12 protein-coding genes and 1 CRISPR repeat array are annotated in these 25,031 nt (G+C 41.2%); of the genes, 4 read left to right on the top strand and 8 right to left on the bottom strand.

The features are described from left to right. Positions 1-176: 176 nt before the first annotated feature. Positions 177-353 carry an NblA/ycf18 family protein gene (locus DP117_RS03025; RefSeq protein ID WP_248277500.1) on the bottom strand — a complete coding sequence of 59 codons (177 nt, stop codon included), beginning with the start codon at positions 351-353 and terminating at the stop codon, positions 177-179. 321 nt (positions 354-674) lie between these two features. Between DP117_RS03025 and DP117_RS03020 the strand changes: the two genes are divergently transcribed. Together DP117_RS03020 and DP117_RS03015 are read left to right on the top strand one after the other, a co-directional pair. Next, the gene (locus DP117_RS03020; protein ID WP_169216895.1) at positions 675-1,328 is read left to right on the top strand and encodes a phycobiliprotein lyase; all 654 of its coding nucleotides are present in this window, start codon (positions 675-677) and stop codon (positions 1,326-1,328) included. Between the two features lie 53 nt (positions 1,329-1,381). Beyond that, positions 1,382-1,903, top strand: coding sequence for a hypothetical protein (locus DP117_RS03015; RefSeq protein WP_211175887.1), 522 nt, complete (start codon positions 1,382-1,384; stop codon positions 1,901-1,903). Between the two features lie 10 nt (positions 1,904-1,913). Here DP117_RS03015 and DP117_RS03010 read toward each other — a convergent pair whose 3' ends face one another. Continuing rightward, positions 1,914-2,990: a putative CRISPR-associated protein gene (locus DP117_RS03010; RefSeq protein ID WP_169216854.1), complete on the bottom strand. Its 1,077-nt coding sequence runs from the start codon at positions 2,988-2,990 to the stop codon at positions 1,914-1,916. A 360-nt stretch (positions 2,991-3,350) separates the two neighbouring features. Then, a CRISPR array of direct repeats spans positions 3,351-4,563; the repeat unit is 36 nt; unit sequence GTTTCCAACTAATCCGATTTAACCCAATCGGTAGGG. A gap of 458 nt (positions 4,564-5,021) precedes the next feature. Here DP117_RS03010 and DP117_RS03005 point away from each other — a divergent pair. Both DP117_RS03005 and hetI read left to right on the top strand, forming a co-directional pair. Further along, positions 5,022-5,774: a phycobilisome rod-core linker polypeptide gene (locus DP117_RS03005; protein ID WP_169216853.1), complete on the top strand. Its 753-nt coding sequence runs from the start codon at positions 5,022-5,024 to the stop codon at positions 5,772-5,774. 782 nt (positions 5,775-6,556) lie between these two features. Continuing rightward, positions 6,557-7,276: a 4'-phosphopantetheinyl transferase HetI gene (gene hetI, locus DP117_RS03000; protein ID WP_169216852.1), complete on the top strand. Its 720-nt coding sequence runs from the start codon at positions 6,557-6,559 to the stop codon at positions 7,274-7,276. A gap of 514 nt (positions 7,277-7,790) precedes the next feature. On the opposite strand, the gene DP117_RS02995 is transcribed toward hetI, so the two are convergent. The 6 genes from DP117_RS02995 to DP117_RS02970 form a co-directional block, all read right to left on the bottom strand. After that, positions 7,791-9,308: a thioester reductase domain-containing protein gene (locus tag DP117_RS02995; protein ID WP_169216851.1), complete on the bottom strand. Its 1,518-nt coding sequence runs from the start codon at positions 9,306-9,308 to the stop codon at positions 7,791-7,793. 94 nt (positions 9,309-9,402) lie between these two features. Beyond that, positions 9,403-11,070 (bottom strand): PfaD family polyunsaturated fatty acid/polyketide biosynthesis protein, encoded by a 1,668-nt coding sequence (locus tag DP117_RS02990; RefSeq protein ID WP_169216850.1) that lies wholly within the window; start codon positions 11,068-11,070, stop codon positions 9,403-9,405. A 348-nt stretch (positions 11,071-11,418) separates the two neighbouring features. Continuing rightward, on the bottom strand, positions 11,419-16,263 hold the full coding sequence (locus DP117_RS02985) for a PfaB family protein (RefSeq protein WP_169216849.1): 4,845 nt from the start codon (positions 16,261-16,263) through the stop codon (positions 11,419-11,421). Positions 16,264-16,690: 427 nt separating this feature from the next. Beyond that, positions 16,691-18,442, bottom strand: a complete 1,752-nt coding sequence (locus DP117_RS02980) for an SDR family NAD(P)-dependent oxidoreductase (RefSeq protein WP_169216848.1) — start codon at positions 18,440-18,442, stop codon at positions 16,691-16,693. A 54-nt stretch (positions 18,443-18,496) separates the two neighbouring features. After that, on the bottom strand, positions 18,497-19,027 hold the full coding sequence (locus tag DP117_RS02975) for a carboxypeptidase-like regulatory domain-containing protein (protein ID WP_169216847.1): 531 nt from the start codon (positions 19,025-19,027) through the stop codon (positions 18,497-18,499). A 115-nt stretch (positions 19,028-19,142) separates the two neighbouring features. Further along, positions 19,143-24,677, bottom strand: coding sequence for a type I polyketide synthase (locus DP117_RS02970; RefSeq protein WP_169216846.1), 5,535 nt, complete (start codon positions 24,675-24,677; stop codon positions 19,143-19,145). Positions 24,678-25,031 lie beyond the last annotated feature (354 nt).

Here is a 25,031-nt window from a genome sequence, read left to right as displayed (position 1 = left end):
CAAGACATTTATGAAGATAAAAGAAGATGTATACAACCGTCTCAGTTATGAGAAACAAAGCAACAATCTGTAACAATTTCAAGCCCCTAGCGTCAGAAAGTTTGCTAGGGGCTTGAAATCTGGAGAGTTTCGACGCCTGGAATCTGTTCGTTGAAATACCGACTCCACCTGGATGATCACGATTCAATCTGGGCGATCAGGTGTTTAATCACATTTTCTTTAATCATTAATTGCCGCAGGACTTCCAACAACAGTCCTTGAGCCTGATCCTGATTCAACCCTTTAACCTGTTGCTCATATGTTTTCAGGCTGAATTCTTGCTCCAAGCTAAGTGCTAAAGGAATTTCCATCATAAATGTGCCCTCAATCGACGAATGACATATGAAAGAGCCAATAAAGTTCAAGCTTGAACTGCCATGGTGTAAAATGACACTTTTGGCAGCGAGTTTCTCTAAATATTTAGAATATTGTATTCTTGTTACTTAATATAACAAAATCTTGACAGAGTGTCTACTTTGTAAATTGTTCTTAGGTCGGCAATGAACATGAACTGATGCAGTAGAAGCTTTATCATAAAAAATGGAGTGCAGTAGGTTATCTAAAATTTCTACACCTACCCCAAATTACTGAGTGAGTTGGAGTAAGAACATCAGTCTGGAGGCTTGGACTTATTAATGGACGCAATGGAGTTTTTTCAACAAAGTGCTGGCTGTTGGCGATCGCAGCGCACAACCCATCACCTCGCCTTCAAACGATCTGAAGTTGGTGAATCTCAAATCAAAGTAGATACTCTGGCAGCAGATGATCCAGAAGTGATTGCTTTGTGCGAATTCCACTCCATTGATGCAAATCTGGCGGTTGGGGGTTGCAGCGTCAGCTGGGGAGGCTCAATGGGCTGGGATCAAGAAGGCGAGAATCATGAGGGCAAAACTGTGTTTGCCCTAGTACCAGATGCAGATAATCCCCGCAAAGGTCGGTTACTCCGTGATAGAGGCTATGGCGAAATCGTACCAGTTGTCGGTCAGTACCATATGGATGATGATGATGGATTGGTTCTGATTACCGAATATGACACCATGAGTTCAATAGAACGCTTCTGGTTTGGGAGTCCCGATTTGCGAATGCGAACCAGTACTGTGAAGCGCTTCGGCGGATTCAGCACAGCATCATTCTGCACTGAAACCCGCATTGGGACAGATTCATTGAGTCATCCAGAAGTCAAGCCAGGAGATGCTGTCATCTCGGATGTCACCCCCACCCAAGCTCAAGAAATCCTTCAAGCCCGACAAGACATCTCCAGACAATATTTCTCCTTGTTAGGTTGGTGATTGATAGTCACACAAATGACGCATACACCCGTGGAGTTGAGTATCTGCGGGTGATGCAAGGCTTTGTGTTAGCTCCAGCGATGGTAGATGTGATAGAGAACTTACGCGATAGCACGATTATCTGCACATGGATTGGTGAAAACATTGATGTGGTGAATCAAGCTCTTCGATGCTGTCTGGAAGATTGCCACGAATGTTTTTATCCTAAAATGCGCCCCGCCATCAGAATTTTTGCGGTTCCCCTGGCTCAAAAATTTGGGCTAGATGGTTTATGTAATATTTCGACAAGCCCAATCACAATCCTCATTGATGCAGGTCGGGTTAATCCTAAGAATTGGTTGAGCATTGTTGCCCATGAATACGTTCATGCTTATTTGGGCAGTCCCGGTCATGGTCAGGATTTTGCAGCCGTTCTCTCTCATCTTTGTCTGGGGTTAGGACTAGAAACACCACCAGAGAAAATGGACGCGTTCAGCTTACGTCGCTGGCCTCCTTATCCTTCAATCGTAGACCCCCTGGCATTTTGGAGAGGAGAGACGGGAATCTGTGAACTACCAAGAATGAAGCTTGGCTAGATCTATTGAATTAAGAATTGAGTTGGGGACGGATGTAGAGATCACAAAATCTCAAAGTCTGAGCCTGTCCACGTGCTGTGGTGCGAATTGTGATGTTAACGGCTTTGTTATTATCTGCCCACAGAACGCGAATAGAGCCATCATCATCAACTTTTTTGACTCGTCGCATTGTGGTATTTTCAAAATGTCCAGCAATAATTTCTTCCACTGGTTCAAGTTCAGCTAGTTTTTGAGCAAATGCTAATGTCCCTTTAGGATAATGATGCTTAACTTCATCAAGTGAGCTAGAGATTTTATCAGCAGGAGAAACCGAAGAAGCATTAGGTTGTGCCAACAATTCTCCTATTTGTCGTTGTTGATGAACTCGCTTCCAGAGAATCTCACCTGCGGGAGAGAGAAATACATACTCTTCTAAATCAGGAGGTAGAAGAAGTTGCCAAACGCGATCGCGCTCTGGTTCTGAAATAACTTTGAGACGTTGTTCGACTTCAGATTGTTTTCGCGGTTCTTCATCCAGCCATGCAAAAAAGCTTTCATACTCCAGCAATAAATCTATATTCCAACTAACAGGTAAAGCTGGAAAAGTAATAGGTTGCTGAAAATATTGGTAAATATATTTTACTGGCACTTGAAAAATCATTCCGACCATAGTCGTGTAGGCAATTTCTGCTTTGAAGCCGCCAGTAGCATTGATGATGACTTCCCGATGTTGTCGCTCCGCCTCGTTAATTTCATCTATGAGAATATTAACCAACTCTCGTAAGCCATGACGCTCAAATTGAGCCTCATTTTGTTCTAAAGGCAACTTTCTGCTCCGAACTTTTGACCAATTTTGATTTTGCAAGTATCTCTGGATTTCTTTGGCACACTTTTCCCCTTCTGGCGTAGTCGTATACAACAACACAATTTCATCATCACAGTGAGCAATTTTCAGTAGAGAATTCGTTTCTGCTGAAGCAGCTTCTGCTCCTACTTGTTTCCAAACAAAGCGTAATTCCTCATCAGTTACCTCGTTTTGACGCTTTTTCAGTTCACGAGCAGCATTGCTCAATAAAGATGTTCCTGTTGTTGTGATAATTGTTCGCATACTTTTACTCCTATCAAGTTGATAATATCTCTCAATTCCACCTCTTCTGAACTAGCAGAGGTTTAGCATCTGAAGCTGCACAGACAGGGCCAGGGGTTAGGTTCTCCCATCTACCGATGTAACAGATGCACTCATCTGTCTTAAACAGTACTATTTTATACGGTTAATTTTTCAGATTAAGTGCGATCGCTCATCTTGAGCAAAAATTAGTCAACAATGAGAAAGCAGCTTTCTTCAAACCTTATCTGTCCAACTCTTCACCCAATCTCAAGAATCAGTCACTCTTGTATTCAGAACCCCGACTTCTTAAAGAAATCGGGGTTCTAGTTTTTTGTGTTGGTTTTGTTTCAGTTTCATCTGGTTTCCAACTAATCCGATTTAACCCAATCGGTAGGGAGTTAAATGCCAAGAAGTAACAGGAGGCTCTATAAAGTTTCCAACTAATCCGATTTAACCCAATCGGTAGGGGCTATTTCTTTTTCCGCCGCCGCCGATGCTGCTGAAAAAGTTTCCAACTAATCCGATTTAACCCAATCGGTAGGGTATAAAATTACCAAAATTAGACAAGTGAACTCAATTGTTTCCAACTAATCCGATTTAACCCAATCGGTAGGGCTAGGTCAGATCACTTATGGCATTTGTCTAGTAAAAAGTTTCCAACTAATCCGATTTAACCCAATCGGTAGGGTCTCAAAATCAACCTCAACCTACTCCTTCATCTAACAGAGAGGTTTCCAACTAATCCGATTTAACCCAATCGGTAGGGACTGGTTCAAAAATCTTGATCGCGACACTCAAGCGTTTCCAACTAATCCGATTTAACCCAATCGGTAGGGACGCCTGGTATATGGAGAGGACGACAGCTCCTAAGGTTTCCAACTAATCCGATTTAACCCAATCGGTAGGGATACCTGTAGAGTTATCGTCTTGAGCATTTGCTTTAATAAGCGTTTCCAACTAATCCGATTTAACCCAATCGGTAGGGTCAAAATACGAGCAATTTTAAAGAAGGAGAACTTAGGTTTCCAACTAATCCGATTTAACCCAATCGGTAGGGGTTTAGTGATTGTTGGCTTAATCGTTGTCCCTACTACTGCCGTTTCCAACTAATCCGATTTAACCCAATCGGTAGGGTTGCCGCAGACTTAGCAGCACATGTAGCAGCTGTAGGTTTCCAACTAATCCGATTTAACCCAATCGGTAGGGGAGACTGTTCGTCCTGCTGTCGCTAAACCCTGATGTTTCCAACTAATCCGATTTAACCCAATCGGTAGGGAACCACCAATTGAAATAAGTGGTAGCGGTAGTAGTAAAGTTTCCAACTAATCCGATTTAACCCAATCGGTAGGGTGCCGCTTCTTTCGCTGTTGTCTCCTCTTTCTCTTTTGTTTCCAACTAATCCGATTTAACCCAATCGGTAGGGTGTTTGGTCCAGACGGAATTTTGGAGAGAACTCTAGGAATGACGTTTCCAACTAATCCGATTTAACCCAATCGGTAGGGCCAAATAACCAGTTATGGTTTTGGCTAGGAGCGGCGTTTCCAACTAATCCGATTTAACCCAATCGGTAGGGAGTTCGTCTAGGAGCCTTTACCCAGTAAGGATTCTAGCCGCCAAATCGACACACCTGTTAAATCATTATAGATCCTCAAGAAAAATTGACCAAACCACATGCCTCAAACCCGCTCCCTGTAATCAATCGACACACCTTGACGAAAAATATAGGCTTTCGGGGATTTCCAGAGGTGTGTCGATGAACGCGAACCGCGTTAAAATCCGTTATGGAAATCCTGCTTAAAGCTACCTAAATTCTCGGTTATCTCAGGCAAGCTGATCTACAAATCGAAGATAGATCTAGACAAAATGTGCCAAAGTGATGTAACGTCCATCAGATGGAAGCCTTATAGTTTCAGGTTTTATCTTAATGTTAAGGACTGTAATATTTTATCAGAAAGCTGAGAACTGTAGTCCGTTTTACCCTTATGATCAGGGATATTTGTAAAGTTTCCGTAAGAAGGGAGTTTTTTAAACGTGGCTATTCCGCTGCTAGAGTATGCACCTTTATCTCAAAATAATCGTGTTGCTGGCTACGAAGTTCCGGGTGATGAACAGCCCAGAATTTTCTCAACCGACAACCTGCTTTCTAGTACTGACTTAGATAATTTGATCGAGGCAGCTTACCGTCAAATCTTTTTTCATGCTTTTAAGTCTGATCGCGAACCCTTCTTAGAATCGCAGCTACGTAGTGGACAGATCACCGTCCGTGAATTTATTCGTGGATTGACCCTGTCCAATACCTTCACCAATAGCTTCTATAACCTCAACAGCAACTACCGCTTTGTTGAGCATTGCGTTCAAAAGATTTTGGGACGTGATGTTTACAGCGAACGAGAAAAAATTGCTTGGTCAATTGTGGTAGCAACCAAGGGTCGTGCTGGCTTCGTCAATGACTTGCTTAACAGTGACGAGTACCTAGAGAACTTTGGTGACAGCATCGTTCCTTACCAGCGTCGTCGGGTTCTGCCTTCCGGAAGCAGCGAATTGCCCTTCAATATCAAGTCTCCACGCTACAACGAATACTATCGTGCGAAACTTGGCTTCCCACAAATTATCTGGCAAACGATTGTGCGTCGCTACACTCCACCCGACAAGCAAGCTAAGGCAGGTGATCCAGCGCTGTTTGCGTCGATGGCTCAGAGCGTGAATGCAGCAGGCAATCCTCCGCAACGGATCTCACCTCAAAACATTGATTACATGAACGCAGTGCCTTATCGCCGGCGGTAATTATAGCTGGTCGTTTACTCAGCACGCGACAATTTGACTGCAATACTCGAAAATACTCAAAAATAAAGGAGCCGGAATTTAAGCGCTTGGGTTCAAAAAATGCCTTAATTGAATCTTAAGTTCTTCTGGCTCCTTAATTTTAAAGAAAAATCATATTTTTATTACAAAAAGTAAAGAAGACTTGACGTCAGAATGATAATAGTGTTTTTTCAGGTTCCTTATCAGGAAGGCGTGTTTTCATAGTTCGGGCATATTTCACCACACTTGATCACAAAACAGAAAAACTCTAAAAATAGTTCAGAATCGGTTACCAGAAAACTATTAGGATAAGCTCATAAAGTTGTATAATAACGGGAAAGTCAAAAAACAAAACTGATTTTTGACAATGTACTTTTTCTTCTTATCTCTTGGAAAAAGCGACAAAACCCTTTGAATTTGATTTGAGTGTGAGATTAGGGTTTTCTTTCATCAAAAAACCCAGACGAGGGGAAAACAGGATAAATCCACACATCGTGGCAGCTGCGATCTCCTAAGTCATGCAGGTAGGTGCTTGCGTGAGTCTGTTTGGGACACCCTGCGCGACTGGAGACGTGCTCGTCGCTTTGCGATTAAGCTGTGCGCAATACGCTGTGCTCCTCTACATCTTGTCGCGGGAGTGATAAATTACCGGACAATAGGTGGAGGACGATAGTTTACAGCGGCAAGATACGCTGTGAGCACCAGTCCTCTCGAAATGTAAGTATCTAAATTCAGGCATTAGCTGACTATTACTGCGTGATTCAATGACTGTTAATCATCATTTGTGGCTACCTGCATCGGCAGATTTAACTTTGTTGCAGGATGAAGTTCATGTCTGGCGAATTGACCTTGACAGACCAGAAACACAGTTGCAACATTTGAGTGCAACCCTCTCGGGCGACGAAGTTTGTCGGGCAAAGCGGTTCTATAAAGAACTCCATCGGCAGCGTTTTATTGCAGGTCGGGGTATACTGCGAACGATATTAGGTCGCTATTTGAATGTAGAACCGCAACAGTTGCAGTTCTGTTATGAAGCTTCTGGCAAACCAGTGTTAGCAGATACACTTGCTAATAGTAAACTCTGGTTTAACTTGACTCATTCTCAAGGGTTAGCTCTGTGTGCAGTGAGTTGCGATCGCCTTGTGGGAGTAGACTTAGAGTACATCCGCCCGATTTCGGACGTTCTCGCCCTTGCGAAACGATACTTTTCACCAGGGGAATATGCAGTCATATCTGGGCTTCCTCCCCATCAAATGCAACAGGTGTTTTTTCGCTACTGGACTTGCAAAGAAGCATATTTAAAAGCAACTGGAGTTGGACTTGCTCAGCTAGAGCAAATAGAGGTTTCTCTGACTCTAGGACAACCAGCAAAGCTAAAAACAGAGCAACATTGGAGCCTGTTAGAGCTTGTACCTGATAACAATTCTGTTGCAGCTATTGCGGTAGAAGGTTATGGTTTGAATTTGAAGTGCTGGCAGTATTGATACGCAGCTAATAGACATTGCCATTTCATGAAGATGGCAGTGTTACTAACATTGTTAATAGCAAGATTTGGCAATTTTCAAATAGTTTTTGTGAAACCAGTTATCAGTTATCAATGAACAACAATTTGATAACTGATAACTGTGTACTGTCCACTGTTGACATGCAAAGATGCTCAGAAGAACTTTACGTCTTTGCCTCTTTGTGTAAACAAAAAAAATGTTGGGTTTGGCATCTACCTCAACCCAACTTATTAATTAAATCAGCAATCAGTGATTCAGGTATCAGTTATCAGTTTGAAGAAGAATGGGCTAGCCCCCTTAGGGGGCGCTGCGCAAACGCCCCGCTACGCTAACAGCAATTCTGAATTCAGTATTCACCAAGGAAGAAATAAAGAATTGAGTTTTTCGACTTCCGACTTCTGACCGGAGGCGGAGCTTTCCTTGCTCCGCTCCTGACTCCTGACTCCTGACTCCTGACTCCTTCACTGTGTACTGTTAAATAACTTCTTGACTTTTATGCAACCTTCAAGAAACCGCTCGTAATCAAGTAAGAAGAGTATGTCATAAGCAATTTAGAGTCAATTGGTGGACAGACAATAGAGCTTCCAGCAAGTGCTTTAAGAGTCTCTTGACAGCTGATAGTTGGTCTTTTAGCTTGCAAGTACAAATCTGGAATTGTTAGTCCTTCTTGAGACCACCTTTCAAGCAAGAATGGTCGCAGTGTATATAAAGGATTTTCCTGTGAAGTGACATTTTTGATTAACATTGTTTGCCACTCATCATAAGGAATTAATTGAATTGGAAAACCAAAAGAGCGCATCCAGTCAACTAACATCTTCAAGGAAATAGGTTCAGGATGTTGCAAGTGAAAAGCTTTGCCTATGGATCCTTGCTGTCTTGATAAATAGGCGATCGCCTGACTCACATAGTCCACAGGAGACATATCTAGCATATAATCCACGTCTGGAAAACATCCCATCTCAAGACAACCCTTGATCATTAAGTTGGTAAAATCATGGGTGTTAGATATACCTGTTTGACTGTGCCCTGATATTAATGGTGGCCTGTGGATGGTAATGGGAAGTCCGCGATCGCCAGCAATTTTCACTAACTTTTCAGCAACCCACTTCGTCTGAGAATAACCAAGATAAATCCCTTCCCAATGGTCAAAGCTATCCTGTTCTTTGACGACTTTGCCAGCATAAGCAGGTGATTCAAAAACAGCAACACTGGAGACGTAATGTAGAGGTTTGGCTTTAATTGCACTTGCCAAACGTATCACTTCCTGCGTTCCTAGAACATTAGCAGTTTTGAGTGCTGAGTAAGGATAGACATAATTCAACATAGCAGCACTGTGATACACAGCGTCAAGATTCGCTGCCAACATTTCAAAGCCTTCAGTGCTAATACCTAAGTAAGGCTGAGATAAATCTCCAGGAATAGCGATAATTCTGGGGCTGAACTCTTCTTTCCAAAGTAAATATTGTTGCAAATTTTTCTTCAGCTTCTGCTTACCTTCTTCAGAAGTTGCAGCACGTACTAAACAGTAGATATCTGCAGGAGTCGTCCGTAGTAATTCATCAATTAGGAAAGCCCCTAAAAAGCCTGTTCCTCCAGTTAAGAAGACATTATTTAGTGTACTAGTAAATTTATAACTCGATGAAGGACGGATATTCGAGTCTAAAACAGCTTCTGCACTCAAATCGAGCGTCGTCGTTTTAAAAACAGAAGAATTTTTTCGAGGTGTCACTCTGTCTTCAACTTGTGGCTCTAAATCTTGTGATTCTTCAGCTAAACGCTCTGAAAGTGCTTCAATATTTGGGTAATGCCACAGCAGCATTGGAGAAACTTCAAATCCCAGCATTTTCTCTGCTTTAGTAACCAAAAGCATAGCTTGAGCTGAGTTCAAACCGTAGCTCTCTAATGAATCTTGTACATTAATTTCATCAGGTGCAATATGAAGTGCGTCAGCAAGAATAGATACCAGGCATGCTTGAATTTCTTCTGCTGTATAAGACTGTTTTGAAGCCATGAATTTACACACCTCTAAAATAATAGACTGCGATTTTTTAACAACCCAGTTTCTGATAAAAACTAGGTTGTTTCAACCTCTCAAATTGAGGCTTTTAGAAGATAGTTGAAGAACCTGGATGATACTGACAGTAGTCATCCGAAATTTGCAAACCTTGAAGTTTTAAACTTTGAATGCGGTATAAAAATGCTGCTCCTGTCATGATATGATGAGCAACATCAACCACTCGACGATTTTTTGGCTCAGCTAAATAAGAATTGCGAACCCAGTCATTAAAACTACCCATCACTGGACCACACCAAATTTGATAATCGACTTCTCGACCCTTTTCTCCAGAACTAGACCAGCGAGAAGATAATCCTAAATACCAACGAAAAATGGCTGCCATTTTCATTTTGGGATTGTTGATTGCTTTCCCTAATTTCTCAGGATTTTTCTTGGATAAATAGGTTGCAGTTTCTTCCCATATCTGAGCAAGACTCTTACGAAAAATCTGTTTTTCTAATTTTTCCCTTTCTTCAATAGGAATATCTTCAATCGAGTTATAATTTCTGTATATTTCATACAGTTTCTGTGCTCGCAGAGGGAACATAGTTCCTCTTTTTAAAACTTGAAGTTTAACTCCCATTTCAAACATATCAGCGGCTGGGGCCATCATCATGTCAGCCATTTCTGCTTGTGCTAACAATTGCTTGGTGTATTCACAAGTTCCAGCTTCAACACAAGACTGATTAACAGAACCAGTGACGATATAAGCAGCACCCATCATAAAACCGGCTATTGCTGATTGTGGTGTCCCAATTCCTCCAGCGACTCCAACTCTAATAGGTGTTGAGTAACGATATTTTTCCTGAATTTCATTTTTTAATGCCAAGATAGAAGGCAGAAGACAAACTAAAGGACGATTGTCTGTATGTCCACCAGAATCAGCTTCTACTGTGATATCATCAGCAATGGGAAGTTGAGCCGCAAGATTTGCTTGTAACTCACTAATAAGTCCTTTTTCAACAAGTTCTTTCAGAATTTTTAGAGGCGCTGGTTGGAGAAATTTGCTAGCGACTTCTCGACGAGAAATTTTAGCAATGACTTTGTTTTTGATTTCAATTTGATTGGCTGCGTTTACGCCTAGTCCAGCCGCACGATAATAGACAATATTGGGAGTCAAATCTAAAAATGCTGAGGCTTCTACGGTTCTGACGCCATATTTTAGGTATAAGTCCACAGCACGGCGTTCAATAGCAGGTTCATTAGGACTATGAATGAGATTAAAAGCGTAAGGACCTTGAGGTAAAGCTTGTTGAATACAGTTAATAGCTGCTTCAAGACGGTCTGAACTTAAACCACCAGCACCAAAAGAGCTCAAAATTTTCTCTTTTCCAAGTGCAATGACCATCTTTTCAGATGCTATACCACCAGCCATTGCACCAGTTGCATAAGCGTATTTTACACCATGAGAAGTAAGAAAACTAGGGTCCCCTAAATGATGTGTTGGCATGGGTGGAGTTGCCATTAACAATTCTACTTGTCCTGTTTTCCCATTATCAATAGGACAAGAATAACCCTCGTTGGTGACACCAATTTTTCCTGCTACTCTTATGATGTAACAAGGTTTATTTAAACTTTGCAATTTATCTTTGATGGCTGATTGTTCAAAAGCGACACAATCTAAAGAACCTTTCCAAACTTGATTGTGATTAAAGGAGTTACCAAAAAAGTTAAGACCGTTATTGTATTGACCAAGTGCTGCATCTTCAATTTTCACAGTGGCGATTCCCTTTAATTTTTGATGGAGGATAGAGGAAGGTGAAGGGTAGGAAAAACAGGAAAACAGACTTCTTGATCACGCAAATTCCTGTCCTGTCTGTTCGCCGCGCTTGCGTTTTTGTAGGGTAGATTACTTAATTAAAAAACCGCAGGAGGCAAGAGAGAAAACAGAGGAAAGATAGCAGGAAAACATCACTAATCTTTTAGTGGGAAGAGAGAAAACGCAAAGGTACAAAGAAGAACACCAAGAAAACGAATGAGTGCAAGAAGTCTATTATTTTGTTTTGCAAAAGGGGGCGCATTAGACTCAAATAAGAGTGCAAAATGAACAAGTTTTGCAAGAAATCTACTGATTGAGTAAGTTTTCAGCGCAAGCTATTTGTAATTGAATCATTTCACTGATTTGATGGCTAAATTCTTGGCGGGATTGTAAGAAGCTAGCGTGAGCTTTATGAATTTTAGAATTGTTGGTGCTGAATTTTTCGTACTGAGATTGATTTAAGTTCAGTCTCAGTGTTGAGGTGTTAAGTTTTTGGGTGGTGATGATTGGATGAATAACAGATTGAGAAATGATTTCTTGAGTTTGAGTTAACTCACCAGATTGTAACGGTTCTTTCGGCTCAAAACTGTTATTCACGGTATTTTTCACGTTTTCTTCTTCTTGCATTGGTGTTGTTCGGGTAATATTACGGGAGTGATTGCTACCATCGTGGATACTCGTTGAGTCATTGTAAGAATTTGCGAGTTCAACATTTGTAGAGTGAGGAATGTTCTGAGGTTGATGACTAACAAGATGAACAAGTTTTTTGGTAACTAAATCTTGGAACAGTTTACGATTTTCGTCAGTCAATATGTTGTTCGTAATTCTGTTTTTACCCAATTTGAAAGTTTTGACAGTTGGTTTTCGTTGATTCAATGTTTCTGTTGTCTGAGTGTAAAGTGGTGACAAATCTAAAGAAACTTGATGACTGAAGAGTTTTGCTAATGCTCTGATAATAGAAGTATGGTCATCTATACCTCTTCTATTAAGAGATACAGTCATATGGTCTTTTTTCTCTAGGATTTTATCAATCCATCGAGAGCAGATATTACCAGAACCTGCTTCAATAAAAATTCTTGCCCCATCTTCATAAACTCGGTTTACTAAGCGAGGAAAATCAAGCTGTTGACACAAGTTTTTTGCAAGACTATGAGCGATGACATGACTATCTAGTGTGATGGGTTTATAATCAGCCGCAGAGTAAAATGCAATGTCAGAAATATTGTGAGAAGGTAAGGTATTAATTCTCAGTATTTCCTCATACTCTGAACGCATCGGTTCACAATGGATTGTATGGTTGAAGGGAGCGCGAAAAGCATTGCAACCCAAAGTTTTTATGACTCGCTGACAGGCGGCTGTGTCACCAGCAATTAAAACTTCTTCTGGTGTATTGATTTGAGTTAAATAAACTCGATTTTCATTTTTGAGGCATTCTTGAACTTGGGATGGACTCGCCATCAAAAGATAGGTACTCCAGAAATCATCGTCTGGTGATTGTTGTGCTGATGGTAATTCCCAATATTCGCGTACGGCGTTTTTCGATCCAGATATTCTGTCTCCAAATAAACCAGATGCGTGAAAAGCATTAACTCCTTGGCTAAAGTTACTCCATACTCCCATCGAAGACATCATGCTTGTCTCGCCTAAGCTATAGCCAAACACATATTTTGGCTTGACTTGAAAATCATCTCGAATAATTGTCGTCAGGAGTCTGGCAAGCCCCATGTCAGTTTCAAAAATTGCCAAGGAATTATTCAGAAATTCCTGTTCCAGAGTTTCTATTTGTCTAGTTGATAGTTTATTCAAGCTTCTCGGAAAGACAAGCTTTGCAATGTCAGCGACAACACTAAAAAGACTTTTGATTGCTAAGTCATCGTGAACTCTAGGAAATAAGCGAAAGAGATTGCGACTAATGCCAAGATAAGAATTGACAGCAGCTGGATAAACGTATGCGACACCACCCTTTTTTCCTAAGGGTTTAGCTGTGAAATAACTACCAGTTGGTGTTTGCCAATCTTCCCCCCCTTCAAAGGCATTATTCACACCTTTCAAAGCAGCTTCAATTTCTCTTGCTAATTCGTTTTTGTTGCGTCCCAAAATTGCAAGCGCATAATTTGACTCAACATGTTTTTTAAAAACAGCAAAAGTTTGGCTGGCTGCAACATTTAAAGAAGTACAATTTTCAATGGTTGTTTTGAGAGCGTTAATCTTGTCTAGTAAATCGGAGCGATTCTGACCTGTAATCGGGAACAGATATAATGGTGTTTGTTCCAAATACTTGCTGTGGCGCTGTACTTGCTCTGGTTCTTCTGACAAAATGACGTGAGCATATGTCCCATCTATTGCCATACTATTAATTGCGGCAACTCGCTTTTTAGCTTCTTTGCTTAAAAACCAAGGTCTTGATTCTGGGGCGACATAGAAAGAACTACCCTGCCAAATCTCTTGGTTTTTAACACCAGACCATTTGGGAGTTGCGGGAATATATCTATGATACAGACAAAGAGCCGTTTTAATTAGGCTGGCAATTCCTGATGCGACATATGTGTGACCGATGTTTGCTTTGACACTGCCGATCGCACAGTTGAGACCATTTTTATCTGAAGGATAAGCCTGAACTAAACCTTTGATTTCTGCTTCATCTTCTTGGGGAATACCGCTACCACAAACTTCTAAGTATTCTATGTCTGTGGGTTTGATACCTGCAACTTGAAAAGCTTGTTGACAGACAGAGTTGACGACTGCTGCATCAGGTTTTGTTAGCCGATTGTGCAAGTCATTGGATGTAGAATGCTGTTGTGCGAAACTAATGGCATCGACGACTGCATAAATGCGATCGCCTTCTTTTTTTGCCGTATCTTGGCGCTTCAGAACAACTGCTCCCGCACCCTCACCAACCGTCCAGCCATTCGCCTTTTGGTCGTAACTCAGGGTATTGACTCCTGTATTGATTTGTGCTAAAGAACTTCGCAGCAAGATGTTTTCTATCCCGCCAGCTAAATCAACAGCACCCACAAGCACAGCATCGACTTCCCCAGCAGTTAGTAGCATTTGTGCGATTTCCAACACCTTGAATGTGGAATTCTCTCCAGCTGTAATAGTAAATGTTGGACCTGTGAAATCCCACAACGAAGAAACTCGACTCGCCATGATGTTGGAGATGTAACTCACATATTCGCCGGTTTCCACTGGATGGTGAATTGCATCTTTGACAATGGTTTCTAGTTCAGCAATCTTTTGTTCTGGTAAAGAAATTTCCCCAGCACTCAAGCCTTCTTTAATCTGCCAAGACAGATTCCATCTCTGCTGTAACTGATGAACAGAAAACTCTGTCTCTGCAGCGATGATAACTGCAACATTTGCACCTTCTTTAATCTTCGCATCTTTTAAGGCGCGATCTGCGACTTTCAGAAGTAAGAGTTGTTGCGGATTCAGTTTAGACAGTTCATTCGGAGGTATTTTATAGGATAAGGTATCGATTTCTAAATCCTGAATATATGCTCCTACTGGTGCTTTACCGTTTGGTAAACTGTATTTCTGGAGTAAATCTTGTTGCTCTTCTAAGCCGTGCCATCTATCTGGTGGAAGAGGTATAAAATGCTGCGTTCCATCGTAAATGCTGCGGTCAAAAGCATCTAATTCATGACAAGAACCAAAAAAAGCATCCATACCTACAATGGCAATTTTGGCTGGTTGCAAAGGTTGGGATGAGGGAGTGGAGAAAGTGGAGGAAAATATATAAGTATTTTCTTCCCCTACTCCCCTTACTTCCCCTACTCCCCTATCTTCTCCTACGGTTCCTTGTTCCAAAATCATGTGGGCGTTAGTTCCACCAAAACCAAATGCACTGATAGCAGCCCGTTTGACTGGTGCTTTTTCTGGCCACTGGGTGGTACTTCTAACAATTCTTTGAGGTGAAATAACGTTGTTTTCGCATCCTATGGGGTCAGTTACATGAATTGTCGGTGGAATGACACCTTTGGACATACTTAAAAGTACTTTAATCAAGCTTACTGAACCAGCTGCAACTAGCAAATGACCAACGTTAGCTTTGGCTGAACCGACGAGAGGAGTTGCTTGATACTGACCAAAAAAGGTTTCTATTGAATTAAATTCAGTTGTATCTCCCAGTAATGTGCCAGTTGCATGACACTCCATGTAATCAATATCTTTTGGACTGATTTGTGCTTCTTGATAAGCGCGTTCAAAGGCGAGAATTTGTCCTTTAGAATTGGGACTAAGTAAGTGTTTCCCTCGACCATCGTTGGAGAGTCCAGTACCAGAGATAGTGGCATAAATGCGATCGCCATCTCTAAGTGCATCGCTATATCGTTTCAGCACAACCATCCCAGCACCGTCTGCAGTCATGAGTCCTTTAGAAGACTTATCTAAAGGACGACTAATGTCACCGTCTTCTGGATATCCTTGAATACCAGAAAACAACATTCGTGAAAACAGAGGATCAGAAGAACTAATTCCTCCTGCTAACATCAAATCTGCTTTGTGCGTCCATAAATAATGAGATGCAAGCTTAGTCGCATACAATGGTGAAGAACAGGCTGCATCAATGCATAAATGAATATTAGATAGAGAAAAGGCTTGCGCGATCACAGCAGCTGGCAAACCGGAAACCATTGCGTTGTAAATTGAGGCTTCCACAGATGATTTCAAGGAAGCTAAATCGAATTCCTCACACTGCAAAAGTTCTCTAACCGCAGGTGTTAGTACCTGCTGATAGATGGAGGCGAATAATTGATTGGAGAATTGAGTAGGCCATGAGAGAGTGCCTAATATGACTCCGCATTTTGAGAGAACAGCTTCATTCTCCAAATAACCACTATGTTGCAAAGCTTTTTTGGCAACATCAAGCGACCATTTAAAAGTATTATCTAAACTGTGTAAAAAGTCTGCTGGTAGCTTATATCCATTTGCATCAAACTGAAAGTTGCGAATAAACGCTCCCTTCAAAGAATAGATTTTTTCTGATTTACCTTTTACTTTGTCGTAAAAAAGTTGTGGGTCTACTCCTATTTCTTCAGCAGTGACTGATGAAGTTGAGTCTTTCTGCTGGATAAGATTATGCCAAAAATCATCAGGATTTTTGGCATCAGGAAAGAGGCATGAGAATCCAATGATTGCAATCTTTTCCACGGCTTATTTCCTTATTCTGAATGATGAAAAAATATCTGTTGTCAGCTGTTCCACATTTAATTTGCATATTTTGGATTGTCTCTTAAAAAGCTCAATTCCTCTCCCCACTCGCTGCGCTCAAATTCAAAATCGCGCAGGATCTATCGCGTTAGCTCCGGCCCCCAAAGGGGCTAGCGAAGGATCTAATTCAAAATTCAAAATTAAAGAATCTTTTTTTTGAATTTTGAATTTTGAATTTTGAATTCCCCCGGAGGGGGTCTCCTCATCAGCCAAAACACATGCAAACTAGATGTTTTACAGCTTATATTTTGCACTCTTGTCAAAAACCGGGTTTCTTGAGAATGACGACACTAGTTAAACCTTAATTTTCCGTTTATAAACCCGGTTTTTTAAATCTTGTTGAGAAGAGTACAAGATATCAGACAGTTTACAACTTGGTTCCTAAGACAGATTGACTTGGTATAATAGTCCCCTTAGCTCCCAACATACGTGAATGGACTCGCCCTTGCCTATCGTGTATGATGAGATCGGAAATAATGCTACTTGCTGTCTTCGTTTTCACTTCGCAAGAGACATAAAAAGGTGTATTGCATGGAATTTGCGTGAACTGCTCATATGTTTGAATACTTGCGGGCAAGCAAACTTCTTGATGAAAATGCTGTAGCCAAATCCAGAGGGTATGGGTACTCAAGTCAATTGCATAAGGGTTGACAAACCTGACAGGGAACTGTCCTTGTTGTTTATCTGTGATTTCATTCAAAACGCATTCAGTGGTAATTTTTTCGGGGCTAATGTTTAAAACCCTTCTAAGTTCTTGAAAAGAAGTTCCATGAAATAAGGGAACTATTGATGATTTTTCTGTTTGATAGAAATCATTACCAGTCATAGTAATGATGTTATCTTCTGCGATATTCAAGAATTCATGAGTGGGAGGAACGGCGAGTTCTCGCACGAGTTTCACCTGAGCAATGCTGAAATGATAATTAATTTTCTTGTCAGGATTTATCTTCCAGATTTTTGCTTGGAAGATGATTTCTTGAGCATCATTTTTCGCAATTTCTTGTAGGTCTAGGACATATTCACTTGCTTGATTTTCATTGAAAGTAATTCCCTTGAGAACTTTGAAATCTGTACAACTGAAAAATTTATAACCAGGATAAAGTTCTGCACAAGAATCAACAATCCATGATACTGCACAAGTCGCTGGTAAAACTGGTTTACCAGCAATCACATGGTCGAGTAAAAAGGGATTGGCCTCAAGTGAGAGTTGGCGACGAATACGGTAGGTTTGCAGTTTGGGGTTTAGTGGTGCAGGAGGAGGAAAAAGAGGACTACCAATGACAACTTGTGCTGTTTGCTGATTAGCAGGATGCAGTTCGTTGATGAGCATTTGTGTCCCAACTTCAACAGGGAGAATATCAATACCCCGTCGGGCAAACTCTTTTTTCAATTGTGGTGTCATCATACCGCTATCCCAGCCGCCCCAATTAATAGCTACGACATGACATTCGGGGTAGCGTTGTTTGACCAGATGCGCTGATTTGTTGAGAATTTCGTTGGCGATCGCATAGTCTGTCTGACCAATATTACCGTAAAAGCCTGTGACAGAAGAAAACAAAACCAAATATTCTAGTTGACTGGGTTTAATACAAGATAAAAGATTTTCCAAACCTTTCACTTTGGCAGTATAAACCTTCTCAAAATCCTGTTCTGTTTTCTTTTCAATCAATTTATCTGCTAAATTCCCCGCGCCGTGTATGATGCCATTAATCGGTCCAGTACGCTCAATGACAGCAGCAATTTTCTGTTTTAATTCATCTGTATTAGTGACATCAACGCTCAAATATTCTGCATAACCTCCGACTTGTTGAATTGCTTCTAAAGTCTGTTTGATTTCTCGATGAGAGATGACTTTGTTATACAGTTTTTGTACGTTCATAGGAATGGGCTTCTCTCCCAAGGAGACAAGATATTCCATAATGCGTTTTTTTAAAACTGGTTCGTCAAAACAATCTTTAGCCCAATCTGGTTCTGTGTCTATGAGTTCTGAACGACCTATGAGAATAAATTTGCAAGGATAGTGCTGTGCCAATTTGATAGTACACTTAGCGGTAATTCCTTTTGCACCACCACTAACGAGAAAAACTGATGTGGGACGAATTTTAGTTGTGATTGTCATAAATTCCCCGTCTACTTTGTCTTTTTGTTCATAAATATTGAAGTTCAACCTCTTTTACTCTTCAAACAAAGAGGCTATTTCATGTGCATGCTTTTTAGAAAAAACTGATGAATGTAAAAATTTCAAAACTAACTTGCTGGAGAGATGAAATGGTTTTTGAAGGTTAATGCGATTGTCTGGTGTTTCTAGAGGCGGCGTTTCTTGAGGCGTAGGCAAATTTAGTGCAGCTACAATCAAAGCTAATACTATCACGATAGTTGCTATAATTGTTATTAAATTCTCACTACTTTCCGCCTCTTGATCATGAGAATCTACAAGTCTAATATCACCTATATCTGTGTCATCAGGCAGTAATCTAATGAAAGAACGATATGTTTTATAACCCTTGGCTTCTATCGTTATTTCTCCTTCACGAACACTGTGATCACCAAACGGGACTTCAAAATTATAAATTCCTTCCAAGTCACTATAGACAACACGTGAAGAACCTAACAAATGAATTGAAATTTTAGCTCCACTTATAGGAGCTTGTTTTTCTCTATCAATAACGCGACCAAGATAATGAATTTCTTGATAATTGGGCATAGTTTCAGGTGAAGAGAGAAGGAGAGAGGGAGAGAGGGAGAGAGGGAAGGAGGGAAAAGTTAATGCTTAATAACTCTTTTCCTTCACTCTCACACTCTTTCTTTTTCTTATCTAGTTAAATTTCGGGAGTACTAATCAGAGTGACTCGTCCGTGTGAACCGTAAGCAACTTCAGTAATATAACGATTGGGATCATGTAGCTCAGCAATAATGTGTCGTGCTGACTCTTCTGCATCAATGTGAGGACTTAAATCAATTGCTCGGCAAAAAACTTGTTCCCATTCCCAGTTGAGAGTCTTCGTTAATCCAAATAAACCAGCACTGATAGGACCAAAGTTAACATTTTGTCCTAACCCAAAAGCTCCATCAAGACGAGTAACAGTGGAAAAACAACTACGTCCATAATGTGTGGCTTCATTAAGAAGTTTTTTCAGATGTTTCGCCATCAAAAAGACGTGCTTGACAATTGCTTTTTCCTCTTCAAGATAAGGAATTTTGCCGTTACAAGTAACTTCAAATAACGGATTGAGATGAATGAAAGCACCAATCGGACCATATTGAGTGGAGATGGTGGCTAATTGTTGTTGCAGATGTTCCTCACTTAAGTCAACGAGATTAACACGATTGACTCCTGGGGGTAAAGGTGAGTGTTGTGGAACAAGTGATAGAGGGAAACTGAGAATAACGATTTTCCAACCTTGTTCAGTGAGAAGTTGAGCCAGTTTGGAAGTAGTGAGGGAGCCATCATCAGTGAGTAAACCAATGTGTCCCTCTGGTAAGGTGAAATCTAAGAAATCTGGTTGAGGCAGAGTTTTCAGTTTGACTTGACGACGCAAGATACTGTTGTTTAAGTTACCCGATGGGTTGGAGGACTTGTTCAGAGACTTTTTTTTTTCCGTACCAACTAACTTTTGCAGATACTCTACAATTTGACCGATAGTACGCAGTTCTCCCAGTTCTTCTACATTCGGTTTGGGTAAGTTGGGGTACATTTCTTGCATTGTCCCCAAGATTTCCACACGCTTAATAGAGTCAATCCCTAAATCCGCCTCCATATCCATGCTCAAATCCAACATTTCTACTGGGTAACCTGTCTTTTCACTCGTAATTGCTAACAAGGTTTGACCCAAGTCTGTCAAATCTATATCTGCTGCTTCTGCTTCTTCACTTGCTGGGACATTTTCAGTAACTAGTTCGTTAACTAGGATAGCGGAGGAGATGGGGAGTTGAGGTGTTTGCGTCGTGTCTTCGGTGAAGGTGACAGAAGAATTTTCGATCTTCACTTCCTCCTGTATTCTTGCGTCTTCTTGTATGGAAATCGCAGTTTCTACAGCAATAGATTTCGCAGCAATTGGAGAAGCGCTAGATTGCAGATATTCGACAATTTGACCGATGGTACGTAGTTCTCCCAGTTCTTCCACATTTGGTTTAGGCAAGTCTGGGTACATTTCCTGCATTGTTCCCAAGATTTCCACACGCTTGATGGAGTCAATGCCTAAGTCTGCCTCCATATCCATGTTTACATCTAACATTTCTACTGGGTAACCTGTTTTGTCACTGATGATTGCTAACAGGTTTTTATCCAAATCAGTTAAATCAATGCTTACACCAGAAGACGTTGTAGGAGAATGTGTGGGAGCAGTTTCTTTGCTGACTGTTACAGTTTCAGTGACTACAGGTGAAGAAATGGGGAGGGGGACAACGGATGGGGTAACAGATGTGACGGATAAGTTATTTGTGGAACTGACTGAGAACTCATTCGCACTCACAAAATCTGTTGCTTTAGGTATTTGCGTTTGAGTGCTAACTTCTACAACTGGATGCACAATTGCATCCATGTTGTTGACTATAGGCTGTTCTTCAGTTGTTTGTATTTGGGGACTGGGAGGAACTGGGCTGTCTTGTTTGGTTGTTGTATCTAAAGCAATCAGACGTTCACGTTTTTTATTTGCAGCTGTTGTTTCGTCAAGGGAAACTATCGGTTGAGTTATTGCTAATTTACTACCAACAATCTGTGAGTATTCTTGCTGTATGAGTTGGAAAAAGTTTTTGGTGTATTCTACCTGAGTGTTAAGATACTGCTCGTGAACGCGTAGAGTTTCACCTTGTTGAGCGTGAAACTGGATCATACTACGCTCTAAACTTTCCATGAGAACTGGCTTCAGCTTTGCAGCTTCGTCTGAAGATTTGCTGTTAGCAAACAAAGAATTTTGTTGCTGCATCAGTTGGAAAAAGGTTTTGGCATATTCCATCTGATGGTTAAGATAATGTCCGTGAACTTGTAAACTCTCGCTTTGGTTTTGCTGAAATTGTGTCAGAACGTATTCTAAGCTTGCTAAAACTTGTTGGTGATTTACGGGTGTATCTGGATTTGTTTGCATTGTCGGCTGTGGAATGAGTTGGGGAGATGGGGAGATGGGGAGAACTTCGCTGTGTCCCTGCGTCTTTGTGTCTGTGTTTCCTTTTCCGTTCGTTTGTTTGTCTTCTATCTTCTCGTTAACAACAGGAAGTACAGATTTATTTGTGTGTCCGTTAGTCTCTGCAACTGTTACTGTGGGAGTGGCGGTGATGGTGGTGAGTGTCGCTGAGAGTGACTTGGAATCAATATGAGCGTTATTGTTAGATGTGCTTTCAGGTAATTTCACTTTGTGTCCATCCTGCAAAGCTTGCTCAAATGCCATTTTTGTTTTTTCTGACACGTAGTTGATACCATTTAAACGCACGTTCAATCCCTTGCTTTTCTCTGTTGCGGGTATGGGCTGCGGTAGTTGGTAGGGGTCGAGGTTTTTCAAAGACAAGCCAGCGACACGTAACTGGACAACAGCTTCTCTTAGAGAGCGATCGCTATCTTTTTGGCTGCTAGGGTTTAAGGCGACAGTTAAGTGAGGGCGATCGCCTAAAATTTCTTTCACCAAACCTGTGAGAATTTTCTTCGGACCAAACTCAACAAAGCAAGAACCACCCTCCGCATAAATATTTTCAATTTCCTGCTTAAACAGCACTGCATTAGAGAGGTGAGTTTCCAGAATTCTTTGAATATCTGTAGCTTCTTTGGGGTACTGTTTTCCTGTCACATTGGTGTAGACAGGTATTTTCGGATTTTGAAAACTAATACTCTTAATAGCTTGAGCAAAAGCTTTCTGAGCAAAAGCAATCAATTGTGTATGGAAAGCGGCTGACACAGGTAACAAAACGGCTGTATATCCTTGTTCTTGTAGAGCCTGGCGCACTTTCGCTATTTCCACTGCAGGTCCAGCCAACACCACTTGACGGGGAGAATTGAGGTTCGCAATTGTCACCCGAGGGAAATGCTTGAGAACTGCTTCTACTTTACCGACTTCTTCTTTCACAGCCAGCATAGCTCCTGCATCATAATCAGGATCTTGGGGAGCCGCCATTGCTTGTCCTCTAGCTTTCACCAAGAAGCAGTAATCTTCTTCACTCAAAACACCCGCAGCCCACAAAGCTGTGAGTTCACCAAAACTATGCCCTGCAACAAAATCTGCCTTAAACCCAGCTTGTTGCAATATTTTATATAACCCTGCGCTCAACATCCCAATTGCTGGTTGAGCATATTCTGTGCGCTGTAGTGCAACAATTTGGGCATTTTTTTCCACTTCCTCAAACACAGGATGGGGAAAAACGATTTCTGACAGCGGCTGCAAATTATCTTTGAGCAAAAGGCTATCCATGTAGCCCAAAAGACGCCGTAGGGTGGGGAAATTCATCACCAATTCCCGACCCATATTTAAGTATTGAGAACCTTGTCCAGAAAACAAAGCGACGACTTTCCCACTCAACTCAAGACCAGAACAGCGGTAGTAAATTCCTTGGGGATGTTCCCACGAGGAGTCTGACGCTCTAGTTTTGAGTAACTCAATACTGATTTGCAGCAATTTGCAAGCCGACTCACAAGAAGTTGCAACAAACCCGACTCTAGCAGCGTTCAAAGGAATGTCTTTTGATTTACACTCCTCCACAAGCTCCACATAATTTTTGTTACCTTCCTCAGATTGCAACTTCCCTAAAATCTCTTCACACTTTACCAATAATTGTGCAGGAGTTTGAGCAAACAGCAGCACTTCACTAGGAGTGTTGTGTATACGGTAAGCACGTTCTTGTTCTGCTTCGTATTCTTCCAAGACAACGTGATAGTTAGTACCGCCAAAACCAAAAGAACTGATACCCGCACGTCTTGGCGCTTCCCCTTCAGCACGAATCCAGGGTCTTGTTTCGGTATTTAAGTAAAATGGCGAGTTTTGAATATTGAGTTTGGGGTTGGGTTGAGTAACGTTAATTGTGGGCGGTAGTATTTTGTGGTGTAGCGCTAAAGCAGTTTTGATTAAGCTTGCAGCACCCGCAGCAGCTTTCGTGTGTCCAATTTGAGATTTCACACTACCAAGTGCAATGTACTGCTTGTGTGATTTTTCCCCGAAAAATTCTCTTAAAGATGCAAATTCTGTGGGGTCACCAGCCATTGTACCTGTACCGTGTGCCTCAATTAAGCTAACAGTTTCAGGTGAAAAGCCTGCATCCTCATAAGCACGCTGTAAGGCTTTAACTTGTCCTTCTTGTCGCGGTGCGTAAATGCTTTTATATCGTCCATCGCTGGAGGTTCCAATTCCTTTGATGACTGCGTAAATTTTATCGTTGTCTCGTACAGCGTCTTCTAGGCGCTTAAGGACAACCATACCAACACCTTCACCCAGCATCATCCCGTCTGACTTGGCGTCGAAAGGTTTGACATTATCGCTAGGAGAAACAGCAGGTGTTTTGCTGAAACACATATACGCCATGATGGTGTTGTCAGTATCAACTCCACCAGTTATCATCATGTCGCAGCGATGTTCTACGAGTTCACTAATTGCCATTTTTAGAGCAGCTAATGAACTGGCACAAGCAGCATCAACAACACAGTTTATTCCGCCTAAATTTAAACGGTTAGCAATTCTGCCAGCGACAACGTTACCTAACATTCCAGGGAAAGCATTCTCATCCCAGTTGACGTAAGCGCTTTTGATTTTCTTGATAATTTTTTGTGTATCCTCATCCGATAAACCGCTACTTTTAAGCACCTTTTCCCAAACGGGATATTGTAATCTAGAGGCAAGTGGCAATCCCAATTGGCTTCCTGCTACGCCTAAAATCACCCCAATAGTCTCGCGATTAAACTCGCGGCTTGTGTCATAACCTGCATCTTCCATTGCTTCTTTTGCAATGACTAAACTTAAGAGTTGGGCGACATCTGTCACTTCCAAGATGCTGGGCGGAATTCCAAATTCCATTGGGTTAAAATCAACATATGGAATAAACCCACCTCTTTTGCAGTAAGTTTTTTCCTCTGGTGTTCTAGGATTAGGGTCATAATATTCTTCTATGTTCCAGTGTGTCGAGGGAACATCAGTAATACCGTCAATTTTATGAATAATGTTTTGCCAATACTCTCGTAAATTTCTAGATTTTGCAAAAAGAGAAGCCATACCAATGATGGCTATAGGATTATTTTGTAAAGTTCTATTAATTTGGTTCACTGATAAGGATTTACCAGACATCATTTTCTTCTCCTCAATAAACCTATACACAGACTTTTCAATGTTGTTGATCTGGGCTGACAATTCTGCCAAGGAAGTATCAATTGAATAAGCAGACATAGAATATAGACTCCGCTGTGAGTAGCGTTGAGTGTGGCTGCAGTAATTTATGTGGCGAGTTAAAAAAGGACTATTTCCTATTTGAAGCAGCTATCCTATCTGCAAACAGTAAAAGATTCTGTTCAAACCAACACTGCATAAGAAATTTGCTGCCTGCCTTCGCTGCTAACACATTCGCTTGTTCAAAGTATGCCCTATGCCTGTAGCACGAGTACGCTGCATGTACCTGACGGGGCGCTTTGCGCTGACAAAATGAATCAAGAAAATCAGTGTTAGCAATTGGTTTAGCCCCTAGCTGTATGCATTCTTATATGCGTGATAGCTTAAGAGATACAACCTGATGAGTTAATGCCC

Origin of the sequence: Brasilonema sp. UFV-L1, from assembly GCF_012912105.1 — a bacterium.
In the GTDB taxonomy this organism is placed as follows: Bacteria; Cyanobacteriota; Cyanobacteriia; order Cyanobacteriales; family Nostocaceae; genus Brasilonema.
The sequence above is the reverse complement of the archived record's forward strand: the minus strand, read 5'-3'. Positions and strand labels throughout refer to the sequence as shown.